We start from the raw sequence: 14,156 nt of genomic DNA on the forward strand, positions 1-14,156 counted from the left end.
TTAAGGGAAGTCAACCGGCTTCCCTTAGTGCTATATTTATCTTATAATATATTCCAGTCAAAACCTTGCCACCCTTTCACAATACTTACATATAACAGTTGTTTTATCCCTCCTTTGCGGAGATATTTTGATAAATTTCTTCTAAGTATTTTCTGGCAGTAACTGACTCAGAAGGTTTAGTACCTTCTAACAACACATGTATAAACGGCTTTTGCTTTTTTATAAACGCTAATAATAATTCATGATGAAAAGAACCGCATCCTGTAGCAGTTTCCACAATCTCTTTATTCTCTACACGAAAATCCTTAGAATGTATCGCTGCAATGTCTTTGCCAAATAATTGAAAAGCACCTTTTATTATGTCGTCCTGTTCCTTATAATTATCATAACTCAAAAGGTTCACAGGATCGAAAATAATCTGCAGATTTGGAGATTTCACTTCACTAATAACTCTGTATGTACGCTCCAGATTAGATACGATATGTTTATATACAGGCTCTATACCGATAATAACACCCATTTTTTCCGCATAATCCACTAATCTCTTAATATTTTCAATAAATATATCCAATGCTGCTTCCGAATGATTGGATTTTTTAAAAGTATAATCCGGGTTAAGCGATCCAGTCTCGGTCCCAACCATACCGCAGCTAAGAAGACTGGCAAATCGGATATGGGTTTTATATGCCTCCAATATTTGTTTGCGTTCCTGATCTATTAGATTCGTTAGATTTAGGTAACACCCGAGAACCGCAATATCCACTTTATTCTTTGCAAATATTTCCTTAATATAGAAAGCCATACCGGGAGTCATGGCATCTATATCGACATTAAATTCAGAAATCGCTTTCTTTACGGCAAGCTGGGCACAGCAAAACCCTTTGCTACTTATATTCTGAATCATTTCCTCAAAAGGTGCTCTCTCCATATCGTGTACACGTATACCAATCCTCATATCTGCTCCTCCCTGTTCTTAACCCTGAAATCCTGTTTACACCAACTGTTCATCTCTAATTTTACTATAATCGCTTTAAAAATACTACCATTTATTATCAATATAATATATTTAATTAAAGCGTAACACCTTTTTTAAATATAGCCATATCGTGGTATCCCTCTTCTTCTGCTTTTACTTTTTTTCCGGAAGCCACTTCCATTACATAGTGCAATAACTGCTCTGCTAACTCGTCCATACCGCTGCCCTCCACCAGCTGACCAGCATTAAAATCAATCCAATTTGCTTTTTTCATAGACAAAGGTGTATTACTGGCTATTTTCACCGTAGGAACCGGTGCTGCAAACGGTGTTCCCCTGCCTGTAGTAAAAAGAACAATATGTGCACCAGCTGCAGCTAAAGCAGTTGAAGCAACCAGATCATTACCTGGAGCGCTTAAGAGATTCAATCCTTTTATCTTTACAGTTTCACCATATGAAAGTACATCGGAAACCGGTGCATTACCCGATTTCTGAGTACATCCCAAAGATTTATCTTCAAGGGTTGAAATTCCCCCCTTTTTATTACCCGGAGATGGATTTTCATAAACAGTCTGGTTATTGCTAATATAATATTGTTTGAAATCATTTATTAATCGAACTGTCTTACCAAACAGCTCATTATTCTTACAACGGTTCATAAGCAGGGTTTCAGCGCCGAACATTTCGGGTACTTCTGTTAAAATAGTAGTTCCGCCTTTGGAAATAGTTAAATCCGAAAAGACTCCTACCAAGGGATTGGCTGTAATTCCGGAGAATCCGTCAGAACCGCCGCATTTTAAACCAATGATTAATTCTTCCGCACTTATCTGCTCTCTTTGAAAGGAATCCGTATAATCCGCTAAATCCTCTAATAAAGTCATAGCTGCTTCCAACTCATCATCAACATCCTGGCACTGAAGAAATTTAACACGCCTCTCGTCATACTTACCGATATAAGGCTTTAATTCAGCAATATTACTATTCTCACAGCCTAATCCTAACACCAGTACCCCGCCGGCATTTGGATGATTGATCATATCTGCCAGTATTTGTCTGGTATTTTCCTGATCATCCCCCATCTGGGAACAACCGTAGGGGTGGGGGAATGATACGATTCCCTCTATATTATTCCGTACAAGGGATACTGCCTGTTTCTCTAATGCAGTTGCTATGGAATTGACACAGCCGACAGTTGGTATAATCCATATCTCATTACGGATTCCCACTTTTCCGTCGTTTCTTTTAAAACCCTGAAAATAGACTTTTTGTGATGGTTTAATATCTTTAACTTCCGGCCGGTATTCATATTCCTGACTTTCATCCAGGGTTGTCTTAATATTATGAGTATGAACCCAGCTGCCGATTTTAATGACTTCTTTTGCAACTCCAATGGTTGAACCATATTTAATAATTTTATGATTAAATCCAATCTCTTTAATGGCAAATTTATGACCTGCCGGAATTGCCTCTATTAACCGAATACTTTTATCATCTATTGGTATAGTGACTCCCTCCTGCAAATCAGTTAATGCCACAGCCACATTATCCAGTTTATGAATTCTTATAAATTTCTGCATATTAGACTCCTATCTTTACCGGGAAACTTTTTTCATCGCTTTACGCATTCCGTTTTTTTCTATATCTTCCATGTATAAGGTAATGATATCAGCCAGGCTTTTGTATTTTTCTATATCATCTCCAAATAAGGACTTATCATTAAGATATGCCTCCACCATTTCTCTGGTCGGACGTTTTGAGTATTTAGCAAAAAAATCCAATACATATTTATCATCCAAAATCATATAAGTTTCATTATCCCTACGGCCGATTAAACTATTTTCACCACGTTCCTCACTGCGGTAGAAACTAAGTAATGCAGCTAAGGAAAAAGTTAAATGAGACGGGATTCTGCCGAATTTACTAACATAACCCTGAAAACTGGGAAGACAGCGTGCTTTCCATTTGGATACGGAATTAAGAGAGATGGATAACAAAGCGTGTTTGATAAAAGGATTTTCAAATCTCTCAATCACCGATTCTGCAAAGGTCATCAGTTCTTCCTTAGGTAAAGATAAGGTTGGTATAATTTCATCAAATAGTGTTTTAGTCATAAACGTTTTAACATCTTGATCTTCCATGGATTCCCGTACATAGTTATTACCCGCAAGATAAGATGCAAGCACAAAAGAAGTATGGGCACCATTTAAAATTCTAACTTTTCTCTCTCTGTAGGGCTTCTGATTCTTGGTAAAGATTACAGGAAGCCCCGCCTTATCTAAAGGTAATTCATTCCATATCTCCTTCTCACTTTCAATTACCCATAATCCGAAGATTTCACCGGTTACTAATAAGGCATCTTCATATCCTAATTCTTTATATATTGCTTCCGATTCCTCTTTGGGATAACCCGTTACAATTCTGTCTACCAGTGTGCTGCAGAATATACAGGCCTCATTGATCCAGTTAAGAAAACCTCCGTCCAGTTTCCACAAGTCGGCATATTTGAAAATGCATTCTTTTAAGGTTCCGCCATTATTTTCAATTAATTCGCAAGGGATCATCACCAAACCTTTGGTTGAATCACCTTTAAAATACGTAAATCGTTCATATAAGAATTTTGTTAATTTACCAGGGTATGTTTTAGGCGGATTTTCTTTAAAAGAATCTGTTTTATCAAAAGCAATACCCGCTTCTGTGGTATTGGATACTATAAATCTTAAGCTTTCCGATTTTGCATACGCACTATATTTATCATATTCCTTGATACAGTCTATCGCATCGGAAACACTAGTAACAATCCGGTTTAATACCTTTGTTTCACCGCTTTCCTTTCCTCTTAAAGAAACGGTATAACAACATTCCTGTTTAAAAAATGCATCCAGATTGCCGTAAGCAATCGGTTTTACAATAGCAATGTTTCCGTTAAAAATTCCCTGCTCATTGGCAATATCAATCATATAATCTACAAAAGCACGCAGAAAATTACCCTCTCCGAATTGTAATATCTTAACCGGCCTTTCTTTCGTGTTCATAATTGATTTGTTCAAACTTTTCATAATCGTCTCCTTGGCTTTTATTTAATAGTATTATTGTCTCTCATTTCCATGGTTTTAATATATGTAAGCACTTACATTTTATTTTAATAGCAATACATGTTGGTGTCAATCCTTTATCAAAAATATTATAAAATATTATGTTAATCTAATGTTATTACCAAAATTTTATTAGATTCATGTATTGTAACTGAAGTAATTATATAGTATAATAAGTCCAGGTTAAGAATCTAATTTGCAGTCAATGTAAGCATTTACATTAATTGAGGTGATTTATGAATATATATGATGTTTCAGAAAAAGCCGGAGTATCCATAGCAACCGTCTCCAGAGTTATCAACAAAAATTCCAAGGTAAGCGATAAAACAAAGCAAAAAGTTATGAAAGTTATGGAAGAACTTGGTTATACTCCTAACGTTTTTGCCAGAGGTCTTGGGTTAAATACTATGAAAACCATAGGAATCATGTGTGCTGATTCTTCTGACCCGTTTTTAGCCAATGCTGTTTATTATTTAGAACGAGAACTTCGTAAAAATGGATATGACTCCTTCTTATGCTGTACCGGATATGAACTAAAGAATAAGCAGAATTATCTGAAACTTCTGCTCTCTAAACGAATAGATGCTTTAGTAATAGTCGGTTCCTACTTTTTAGAAACAAATCCGAAAGATAATACCTATATTATGGAAGCTGCCGAGGAAGTTCCAATCATGCTTATGAACGGAGCTTTAATTAAACACAATATTTATTGTACCTTATGCGATGACCATCAGGCTGTTTATGATGCGGCTTCCCTCTTACTCAATCAAGGGAAAAAAGATATCTTATTCTTATATACCTCCAAATCCTACAGCAGTATTCAAAAAATAAATGGCTTTAAAGCTGCTCTTATGAATCATATTCATACAGTAAAGGAGGAAAACATCTATAAATGCCCGGCTACCATAGAGGGTACCAGGGATTTATTGCTTCATTTATCATCAAATGGTCTTATCTTTGATGCTGTTATCGCCGCTGAGGATATTCTTGGAGTTGGTGCCATTAAATATGCTAAAGCAAAAGGACTTCGTATCCCGGAAGAATTAAGTATCATTGGTTATAATAACTCACTGTTAGCAACCTGCTGTGAACCGGAGCTTACTTCCATCGATAACCATGTAGAAACCTTAAGTATAACAACGGTTAATTCCTTAATGCGCGTAATAAACGGCCAGAAAGTACCAAACAAAACTACCATATCCAATGATCTGGTAGTTCGTTATACAACAAATCTATAATATCAGGAGGATCTAAAAATGAAAGCTTTTTTGGATAAAGATTTTTTATTATCTACCGAAACAGCAAAAGAACTATTCCATAATTATGCGGCTGGTATGCCAATCATCGACTACCACTGCCATATCAGTCCAAGAGAAATTGCAGAAAATATCAGTTTTAAAAATATTACACAGGTTTGGCTTGGAGGCGATCATTACAAATGGCGTTTAATGAGAGCCAATGGGATTGAAGAAAAATATATTACCGGAGATGCCCCGGATAAGGACAAATTTATAAAATGGGCCGAAACGCTTCCAAAGGCAATCGGGAATCCGTTATATCATTGGAGTCATCTGGAATTACAACGCTATTTTGATTATCACGGTGTTTTAAATGTAGATACAGCTGAGGAAGTCTGGAATTTATGTAACGAAAAACTTAACCAGCCTTCCATGAAAGTACATAATATAATAAAGCAGTCCAATGTGGAAATTATCTGTACCACCGACGATCCTGTGGACTCTCTTGAATGGCATAAAAAAATAAAAGAAGATTCTTCTTTTGATGTTAAAGTTCTTCCTGCTTTCCGTCCGGATAAGGCTATGAACATTGAAAAACCGGAATACCTTGATTATTTGTCTGATTTGTCTAAAGCAAGCAAGATATCCATAACTGATTTCGCCTCCCTTTGTAATGCCCTGGGTAACAGAATTAAATTCTTTGATTCCATGGGCTGCAAAATATCGGATCATGGTCTGGAATATATTATGTATCAACCTGCCGGAATGGATGAAATTGAAGCTATTTTCTCAAAAAGGATGTCAGGTATGTTACCAGACGAAGCAGAACAATTAAAATTCAAAACTGCTTTTATGCTATATGTTGGAGGGCAATATAATAAATTCGGCTGGACCATGCAGCTGCATTACGGTACAAAACGCAATAACAACTCCATACAATTTAGCAAATTAGGACCGGATACGGGATTCGACTGTATAAACAGCAACTCTTCTTCCGCACAGATGTCAGAATTTTTAAATGCTTTAAACCGTACGGACGAATTACCTAAAACCATCATCTATTCCTTAAACCCGAATGATAATACAACAATTAATACCGTTATCGGTTGTTTTCAGGATGAGAAAGCCATCGGTAAATTACAGCATGGATCGGCCTGGTGGTTTAATGACCATAAGATGGGTATGACAGATCAGATGTCTGCTCTTGCTAATGTGGGACTTTTATCTAATTTCATTGGTATGTTAACAGACTCCAGGAGTTTTATTTCCTATACAAGACATGAGTATTTCAGGCGTATCCTGTGTGACATGATTGGCAAGTGGGTTGAAAACGGTGAATATCCTCATGATATGAACTATCTGAGTCAGATGGTGAAAGATATTTCTTATAATAACTCTAAGAGATATTTCGGCTTCTAGTCCGTTGAATACATTTCAAACCAGTTTACAAAATTACATAATATGCTAAATAGTTAAAAGGGTTAAGTGTATTTACGTATGGATGATTCCATTCGATACCAATACACTTAACCCTTTTTTAATCCACATGGAAGCAAAGTCAGATTTTACATACCTTTCTTCATGTTATTACGATTATTTTTATATTACTTTGTTATTAATCTAAATCAATTGCACTTGTGGGACAACTGTCACGGGCATTTTCAGCCTCAGCCAGCTTCTCTTCCGGAATGTCTTCCTCGATAGCATGTGCATAGCCATCATCACCCATGCTATATACTTCAGGACAAATATTCGTACATAATTCACATGATATACAAAGATCTGGATCTACTTTAGATTTCATGCTAATTTCCTCCTTAACATAAGACGTCAGAGTTTAAAACGTCATTATTTATTATCATATTTATTATAACATTTTTCTGGATAAAGTATACATATATTCAGTCGACTTTGTTTATCCAAACACATTATCTTCATTCATCATCGAAAATACCTGGTGTTTTATAACAGAATTCTTAAGGAAACGTGCTTCTCTCAACAGTTTTATTTTTATCTAAGTGAGTTAATTTAATATCTATAAGTCAACAACAGTTTTAAATAACGTTTACTGATGATACAAATTATTAGAAAATAGCAAAGATATAATATTGAAAAGCAAATAATAAACCATCCGACAGACTTTATTATTGAATTATGTGCAATATCAGGTAATATCATATTTATCTTATAGTTAACCAATGGTGTGCAAATCAGTAAAAGTACGAAACACATCAATGTTGGCACAAGCAACTTTAGCATTACTTGCGTTTTAAGTAGAAACTTAATCTGAGCCAGACTTTTTCCCATATAGTGAAGAATAAGAATACTTTTTGCTTGTCTCTTTAGCCCAATAATTAGCTGTAAGGATAAAATCGAAAAATAAATTGTCATAAAAATTATACTTATGCTAATCTGCAAAAAACCCATCCAATGCTGCTTTACAGGATTATTAATTACTACGCTCTCATTAAGTAGAAGCGCTCCATTTACATAGGCCATTATTGCGAAAAGTAAGCAGATACTGAAGACAGAATTCAATAAAACATCAGTTTTCGTTCCTGTTGTCATTTCCGCAATACGATAAATCCGATTTCCTTGGTATAAATGCTCTGATAGCTTTAGTCGTTTCGATGAAAAATATGCATATAGCCATTTATAAAATGCAACAATACAACATAGCAAAGGGATAGATATAAAGGGGATAATAGCATAAGTACTTTTTTCTGATAAAAATGTAACTGAGCATAATAATACAAACAGAATTAAAAAGCTGATAGTACACCCGATTAACCAGAAGGTTTTTCTATCCTCTCTCAACGATTGGTTGCGGCGATTCTCAATCATCAATTCAGAAATTTGCAATCCGTACATTTTTTTCCTAATACGAACCGCAGAAAGTCCCTCGACGATAACTAAATAGATAAGTGTATGCAAAATACTTTTAATCATAAATAGCTGTTGAAGTTTCGGACCTCGAAAAGTATTGAATAATATAACAAGATAAGCACCTGATCCAAGTAATCCTCCAAAAACAAAGCATATAATCCCAATGAAACAAAACTCTATAAGAAACATCTGTGATAGTTTGCCTTTTTCCATACCAAGCAATAAGTAGTTTGCAAATTCCTTTGCTCTTAGTTTTATCATAAAAGTATTAATATAGTTCACCAAAACTACCATAATTATAACGATTAGCAATGGTAGCGATGCGGTTTGAAATCCTTCCTGTATATCCCCTAAAATTGCAATACAATTTGATAAATGCATTATGGCACTAAGAATTGTCATGGTTATAATGTACATCAAATAATCAAACGTTGAACGTTTAAAATTACGCAAAGCAAGTTTAATATACATATCCACCCCTTTCTGTAAGCCTAGCCATTACATCTAAAATATTAGCAAAAAAAGTATGTCTATTTTCCTGCCCTCTTTCCAAAACCTCTTTTATTTCTCCATCCTGCATAAATAGTATCTTGTCACAATAACTTGCTGAAAATGCGTCATGTGTAACCATTAAAATCGTAGCAAAGAATTCACTACGAAACATTAATAATATCTCTAACAGTTGCTTAGCAGAATGACTGTCTAATGCCCCCGTAGGCTCATCCGCGAGAATTAGACTTGGATTCACCGCAATCGCCCTTGCACAGGCACAGCGTTGGCGTTGTCCTCCCGATACCTCATAGGGAAATTTATCCAGTACGTCTGCAATTTCAAGTTTATCAGCGATGGCTAAGATCTTGCGTTTCACACTTTCTTTAGGAAATTTCTTTATTGTCAATGCCAGAGCAATGTTTTCGTAAATTGTCAATGTATCCAGTAAATTATATTCTTGAAATATGAAGCCTAAATGCTCTCGACGAAATGCAGCTAAATCCTTTTCTGAAATTTCTGCAATATTTTGACCGCTGATTTCAATTGTCCCACTAGTCGCCTTATCTATGGTAGCTATCATGTTCAGAAGTGTGGATTTTCCAGACCCGGATGCTCCCATAATACCCAAAAAACTTCCTTTGTGAATCTCTAAACTAATGTCATTTACAGCCTTAGTTAATGAATTTTCTGAATTATATACTTTTTTGACGTTTTGCAATCTCAAAACCAGATCTTTATTGTCATATTCTGTGCGTAAATCCCACCGATCTTTACCGAGCCAGCTTGTAATTACTTCTAAAAGAACTTGATTTGACTTTTCTTTTAAATTTTCTTCTAAAATAAAATCACCTAACAACAGTTCATTTAAAGTGATTTCCAATAAATCGCACAATGAAGTAAACAAAGATAAGTCAGGCATAGATTTTCCAGTTTCCCACTTCGATACGGCTTTATCAGTAACGCCTAGCTTTTCAGCTAACTGACTTTGAGTAAAGTTATGTGCCTTTCGGCGCGCAGCAATAAAACTCCCTATTTTCATTTGATTCATTCGATTATAGACCTCCTTTTTGATACTAATCTTACACTATCTATACAAATTGTACACCTACTAACAGTAGAGTAAGCGCAAAGATCAATAATTTCGTATCCTTATGAACCCTCCTCATTATGACACAAATTATGTTATTTACTTATTATATTTTTTAATAAGTATTAATTATATTAATTAATTATAAAATATAAAATGGTTATTGTAATAAAAATCATACTATAGTATAATATGCAGTTGAATAATAAACCTAATTATACGGAGGTGCTTATGAAACATCTGATCAGTCCCCTAGACTTATCTGTTTCCGAATTAAAGGAAATTCTGGATTTAGCGGGTGATATCATTTTAGATCCGGGAAAATATGCTAATGTGTGCCATGGCAAAAAATTAGCGACTCTATTTTATGAACCAAGTACAAGAACCAGATTAAGTTTTGAAGCTGCCATGCTAAATCTTGGCGGCAGTGTTTTAGGTTTTTCTTCTGCAGATTCCAGTTCAGCTGCCAAAGGCGAAAGCGTCGCCGATACAATTCGAGTTATTTCCAGTTATGCTGATATTTGTGCTATGCGTCATCCTAAAGAAGGCGCTCCCTTAGTTGCTTCTACTTATTCTTCCATTCCAGTAATCAATGCCGGTGACGGCGGTCACAATCATCCCACTCAAACACTTACCGATTTATTAACAATTCAAATCTTAAAAGGACGGTTAGATAATCTTACCGTTGGCTTTTGTGGTGACTTAAAATTCGGCCGAACTGTCCATTCCTTAATTAATGCATTAGTTCGATATGAGAATATAAATTTTGTATTAATTTCACCGGATGAATTAAAGATTCCTACTTACTTAAGGGAAGAAGTACTGGATGCCAATCATGTATCATACAAAGAAGTCAAAGTATTGGAAGAAGTTATGCCGCAACTTGATCTACTTTATATGACCAGAGTACAGAAAGAACGTTTTTTCAATGAAGAAGATTATATCCGCTTAAAAGATTCCTTTATTCTTGACACTAAAAAAATGGAATACGCTAAAAAAGACATGCTGGTGCTCCATCCTCTGCCCAGGGTAAATGAAATCGCCACTGAAGTTGATAAAGATCCGAGAGCTGTTTATTTTAAACAGGCTGAGTTTGGAGTTTATGTACGAATGGCACTGATTATGAAATTATTGGAGGATGAATCATGTTAAATATCGGTGGATTAAGTCAGGGAATCGTAATTGATCATATTGAAGCTGGCGGTGCCATGAAGATCTATTCTTATCTAAACTTAGAGAAACTGGACTGCAGCGTAGCAATTATTAAAAATGCCAAAAGCAATAAAATGGGAAAAAAAGATATTATAAAAATTGAGGGTCATTTAGATATTGATCTTGATATTCTGGGTGTTTTAGACCGGAATATCACTGTTAATATCATTGAAAACGGGCAGATTATCACAAAACGTAATTTAAATCTTCCAGAAAAAGTTACCAATATCATTAAATGCAAAAACCCCAGATGTATTACATCCATCGAAAGAGAATTACCCCATAGTTTTAAATTAACAGACAAAGAAAAAGGAGTCTACCGCTGCATCTATTGCGAACAGGCTTTTAAGAGAAATTAATAGTAGTCAATAAATAAAATAAGGCAGACAAAGTATTTATTTGGCCTCCTGATATAAATCATAGGAGGCCAAATTATCTATTATACTGTTGCGATTATCTTTCAATATTCTCTGGTTAAATGTTGGAACATAAGTGATACCCAGTGCATTAAGACACTAACAATGAAAAGTGTATTTTTATCTCATTAGTATAGTTATCTCAGATAAGTTATATCATCACAAGCTTTCAATTCGATCCTTTACGACGCTCCAATCAATATTCTTCATAAAATTGTCTATGTACTCCGCTTTATTATCTGCATATTGGAGAAAATAGGCATGTTCATACATATCCAGGACTAATAATGGAATTGACATGGCTACATTACCGTAATCATGTAAATCCAGGCTTAAGTTTCGCAGCATATCGGAACGGGGATCATAGCTGAGGATTACCCACCCACGGCTGGCTTTTGCTGTAGCCACAAAATGTTTTTTCCACAGATCATAACTTCCGAAAAATCTGGACAGGAAATTCATCTCCACTTCATCCGGTTCATTATGAGTAGATCCGATATTCTCAAAGTAAAACTCGTGTAAAATGACTCCATTTAAAGCATAGGTTTCGCCTCTTTTAATACCTCTGAATTCACTGTAAGTGGCATTTGCATCTTCTAAATCCGGATTATCCGCAAGTAATTCATCAATTTCATTTATTTTTTTAACATAACCCTCATACAATCTCATATGTGCCTCAAATTGTTCCTTATTGATTACGGTGACATCATCTGAATATTCAAAATTCAGCTTTACTATCTCCATTACAAATAAACCTCCATGTTACTCTTATTTTATAATATAAGTATACGCAACACTTGGAGGTTTATTATTAACTATTATGGTTCCAGTGTCAAAAGGTCAATTTAAATTATAGTTCGCTAATTTGCACAATTTTATTTCTGATTACGTGATAGAGGTGCAGATGCGTAATTGACGAACGTAAATTATTTAAATGACTTTTGACACTCAAACCTATTATTTACTGCTTATTTTTCAGTTTCTAGATTCATATCCAAATTAGTTTAACCTAAGGACGTCCTTTTGGTATAATTCTTTAAAAATTTAGAATAATCCGGTTATAACACCATCACTGTTAACATCAATGCCCTCCGCCGCCGGTTTCTTAGGAAGTCCTGGCATAGTCATAACCGTACCGGTTATGGCAACCACAAATCCGGCACCGGCAGAAAGATAAACCTCGCGGATATGGATATTAAAACCGGTTGGTCTTCCAAGCTTAGACGGATCATCCGATAAGGAATATTGATTTTTTGCCATACATACCGGCACTTCTTTAAATCCTAATTCTTCAATATGAGCTATTGCCTTGTCAGCAGCAGGATCATAGGAAACAGTTGCGGCACCATATATTTCTTTAGCAATGGTCTCTATTTTATCTTTCAGCGGAATGTTTAACTTGTATAGAGGTTTAAAATTACTTTCTTTCGTTTCAATAACCTGCAATACTCTGTTAGCTAAATCAATTCCGCCCTCGCCGCCTTTTTCCCATACTTCGGATAAGGAAAAATCACAACCTTTGCTTTCACAGAATTCTTTTACATAGTTTAGTTCTGCATCCGTATCTGTTACAAAACGGTTTAAGGTAACAACAACCGGCACCCCATATTTTTGAAGATTTTCTATATGTTTTTCCAGATTTACAATACCATTCTTTAACGCAGCTAGATTCTCGGCAGCCAAATCTTTCTTTTCTACACCGCCGTTATATTTTAAAGCACGAACCGTCGCTACTAATACAACTGCACTTGGTTTTAAACCGGCACTGACACATTTTATATCAAAGAATTTTTCTGCGCCCAAATCTGCACCGAAACCTGCTTCCGTTACGACAATATCCGCTAATTTTAGAGCAGTTTTGGTGGCTCTGACACTATTACAGCCATGGGCAATATTAGCAAACGGTCCGCCGTGTATAATAGCCGGAGTATTCTCTAAGGTCTGAATAAGATTCGGTTTGATTGCATCTTTTAATAATGCTGCCATCGCTCCTACCGCATTTAAATCTCCGGCTGTTACAGGTTTACCCTCGTAAGTATAGGCAACGATGATTCTGCTAAGTCTATTTTTCAAATCATTTAAATCATCGGCAAGGCAAAAGACTGCCATAATTTCAGAAGCAACCGTTATGATAAAATGATCCTCTCTTACCACACCATCTGCTTTTCTTCCAAGTCCTACCACAATGTTTCTAAGTACTCTGTCATTCATGTCAAGGCAGCGTTTCCATACTATTTGATTTGGATCAATGTTTAATAAATTTCCCTGCTGGATATGATTATCCATCATAGCTGCCAATAAATTATTTGCAGAAGTAATAGCATGAAAATCACCGGTAAAGTGTAAATTAAGATCTTCCATGGGAACTACCTGAGCATACCCTCCGCCGGCTGCTCCTCCTTTAATTCCAAAACACGGTCCTAAGGAAGGTTCTCTTAGTGCAATTACCGCCTTTTTCTCAAGTAATCCCAATGCCTGTCCAAGACCAACTGTTGTAGTTGTTTTACCCTCTCCGGCTGGAGTAGGATTAATCGCGGTTACCAGCACCAGCTTACCATCCGGATTATCTTTTATCTTATCCCATAATTCATCCGAAAATTTAGCTTTATATTTACCGTAATAATCCAAATCTTCTTCCCGTATATTTAGTTTAGCAGCTACTTCTTTAATATGCTGCATTTTTGCTTCCTGAGCTATTTGTATATCGGTTTTCATAAGGTAAGCCTCCTGATTATATTATAATTTACTATTAAACTCA

Annotated in this window: 12 protein-coding genes; 4 read left to right on the forward strand and 8 right to left on the reverse strand. The window is 35.5% G+C overall.

Annotated features, from left to right (window positions below):
- Positions 1-103: 103 nt before the first annotated feature.
- From RBU59_RS02100 to RBU59_RS02110, 3 genes are all read right to left on the reverse strand, one after another.
- Positions 104-955 (reverse strand): sugar phosphate isomerase/epimerase family protein, encoded by an 852-nt coding sequence (locus RBU59_RS02100; protein WP_308146232.1) that lies wholly within the window; start codon positions 953-955, stop codon positions 104-106.
- A 115-nt stretch (positions 956-1,070) separates the two neighbouring features.
- On the reverse strand, positions 1,071-2,552 hold the full coding sequence (locus RBU59_RS02105; protein WP_308146233.1) for a UxaA family hydrolase: 1,482 nt from the start codon (positions 2,550-2,552) through the stop codon (positions 1,071-1,073).
- 15 nt (positions 2,553-2,567) lie between these two features.
- Positions 2,568-4,031: a tagaturonate reductase gene (locus RBU59_RS02110; RefSeq protein ID WP_308146234.1), complete on the reverse strand. Its 1,464-nt coding sequence runs from the start codon at positions 4,029-4,031 to the stop codon at positions 2,568-2,570.
- Positions 4,032-4,303: 272 nt separating this feature from the next.
- On the opposite strand from RBU59_RS02110, the gene RBU59_RS02115 reads away from it, so the two are divergent.
- Entirely contained in the window at positions 4,304-5,305 is a 1,002-nt protein-coding gene (locus tag RBU59_RS02115; protein ID WP_308146235.1) for a LacI family DNA-binding transcriptional regulator, read from the forward strand.
- Between the two features lie 18 nt (positions 5,306-5,323).
- Positions 5,324-6,724 (forward strand): glucuronate isomerase, encoded by a 1,401-nt coding sequence (gene uxaC, locus RBU59_RS02120; protein WP_308146236.1) that lies wholly within the window; start codon positions 5,324-5,326, stop codon positions 6,722-6,724.
- 196 nt (positions 6,725-6,920) lie between these two features.
- Here the strand turns inward: uxaC and RBU59_RS02125 are convergent, their stop codons facing one another.
- The 3 genes from RBU59_RS02125 to RBU59_RS02135 form a co-directional block, all read right to left on the reverse strand.
- Entirely contained in the window at positions 6,921-7,109 is a 189-nt protein-coding gene (locus RBU59_RS02125) for a ferredoxin (RefSeq protein WP_308146237.1), read from the reverse strand.
- A 224-nt stretch (positions 7,110-7,333) separates the two neighbouring features.
- Positions 7,334-8,662, reverse strand: coding sequence for an FtsX-like permease family protein (locus RBU59_RS02130; RefSeq protein ID WP_308146238.1), 1,329 nt, complete (start codon positions 8,660-8,662; stop codon positions 7,334-7,336).
- Positions 8,652-9,731: an ATP-binding cassette domain-containing protein gene (locus tag RBU59_RS02135; protein WP_308146239.1), complete on the reverse strand. Its 1,080-nt coding sequence runs from the start codon at positions 9,729-9,731 to the stop codon at positions 8,652-8,654. Before RBU59_RS02135 ends, RBU59_RS02130 begins: the two co-directional genes overlap by 11 nt.
- Positions 9,732-10,001: 270 nt before the next feature.
- On the opposite strand from RBU59_RS02135, the gene pyrB reads away from it, so the two are divergent.
- Together pyrB and RBU59_RS02145 are read left to right on the forward strand one after the other, a co-directional pair.
- Entirely contained in the window at positions 10,002-10,922 is a 921-nt protein-coding gene (pyrB, locus tag RBU59_RS02140) for an aspartate carbamoyltransferase (protein ID WP_308146240.1), read from the forward strand.
- Positions 10,916-11,341, forward strand: coding sequence for an aspartate carbamoyltransferase regulatory subunit (locus RBU59_RS02145; protein WP_308146241.1), 426 nt, complete (start codon positions 10,916-10,918; stop codon positions 11,339-11,341). Before pyrB ends, RBU59_RS02145 begins: the two co-directional genes overlap by 7 nt.
- Positions 11,342-11,557: 216 nt before the next feature.
- On the opposite strand, the gene RBU59_RS02150 is transcribed toward RBU59_RS02145, so the two are convergent.
- Positions 11,558-12,142, reverse strand: coding sequence for a superoxide dismutase (locus RBU59_RS02150; RefSeq protein WP_308146242.1), 585 nt, complete (start codon positions 12,140-12,142; stop codon positions 11,558-11,560).
- 300 nt (positions 12,143-12,442) lie between these two features.
- Entirely contained in the window at positions 12,443-14,113 is a 1,671-nt protein-coding gene (locus tag RBU59_RS02155; protein ID WP_308146243.1) for a formate--tetrahydrofolate ligase, read from the reverse strand.
- Positions 14,114-14,156 lie beyond the last annotated feature (43 nt).

The organism is Anaerocolumna sp. MB42-C2 (assembly GCF_030913705.1).
Lineage (GTDB): Bacteria > Bacillota > Clostridia > Lachnospirales > Lachnospiraceae > Anaerocolumna.

What these genes read in the sequence shown, in the direction of transcription:
- RBU59_RS02135 (WP_308146239.1), bottom strand. Translation starts at nt 9,731, where the DNA reads ATGAATCAAATGAAAATAGGGAGTTTTATTGCTGCGCGCCGAAAGGCA.
- RBU59_RS02100 (WP_308146232.1), bottom strand. Translation starts at nt 955, where the DNA reads ATGAGGATTGGTATACGTGTACACGATATGGAGAGAGCACCTTTTGAG.
- RBU59_RS02125 (WP_308146237.1), bottom strand. Translation starts at nt 7,109, where the DNA reads ATGAAATCTAAAGTAGATCCAGATCTTTGTATATCATGTGAATTATGT.
- RBU59_RS02145 (WP_308146241.1), top strand. Translation starts at nt 10,916, where the DNA reads ATGTTAAATATCGGTGGATTAAGTCAGGGAATCGTAATTGATCATATT.
- RBU59_RS02105 (WP_308146233.1), bottom strand. Translation starts at nt 2,552, where the DNA reads ATGCAGAAATTTATAAGAATTCATAAACTGGATAATGTGGCTGTGGCA.
- RBU59_RS02115 (WP_308146235.1), top strand. Translation starts at nt 4,304, where the DNA reads ATGAATATATATGATGTTTCAGAAAAAGCCGGAGTATCCATAGCAACC.
- pyrB (WP_308146240.1), top strand. Translation starts at nt 10,002, where the DNA reads ATGAAACATCTGATCAGTCCCCTAGACTTATCTGTTTCCGAATTAAAG.
- RBU59_RS02130 (WP_308146238.1), bottom strand. Translation starts at nt 8,662, where the DNA reads ATGTATATTAAACTTGCTTTGCGTAATTTTAAACGTTCAACGTTTGAT.
- RBU59_RS02110 (WP_308146234.1), bottom strand. Translation starts at nt 4,031, where the DNA reads ATGAAAAGTTTGAACAAATCAATTATGAACACGAAAGAAAGGCCGGTT.
- RBU59_RS02150 (WP_308146242.1), bottom strand. Translation starts at nt 12,142, where the DNA reads ATGGAGATAGTAAAGCTGAATTTTGAATATTCAGATGATGTCACCGTA.
- RBU59_RS02155 (WP_308146243.1), bottom strand. Translation starts at nt 14,113, where the DNA reads ATGAAAACCGATATACAAATAGCTCAGGAAGCAAAAATGCAGCATATT.
- uxaC (WP_308146236.1), top strand. Translation starts at nt 5,324, where the DNA reads ATGAAAGCTTTTTTGGATAAAGATTTTTTATTATCTACCGAAACAGCA.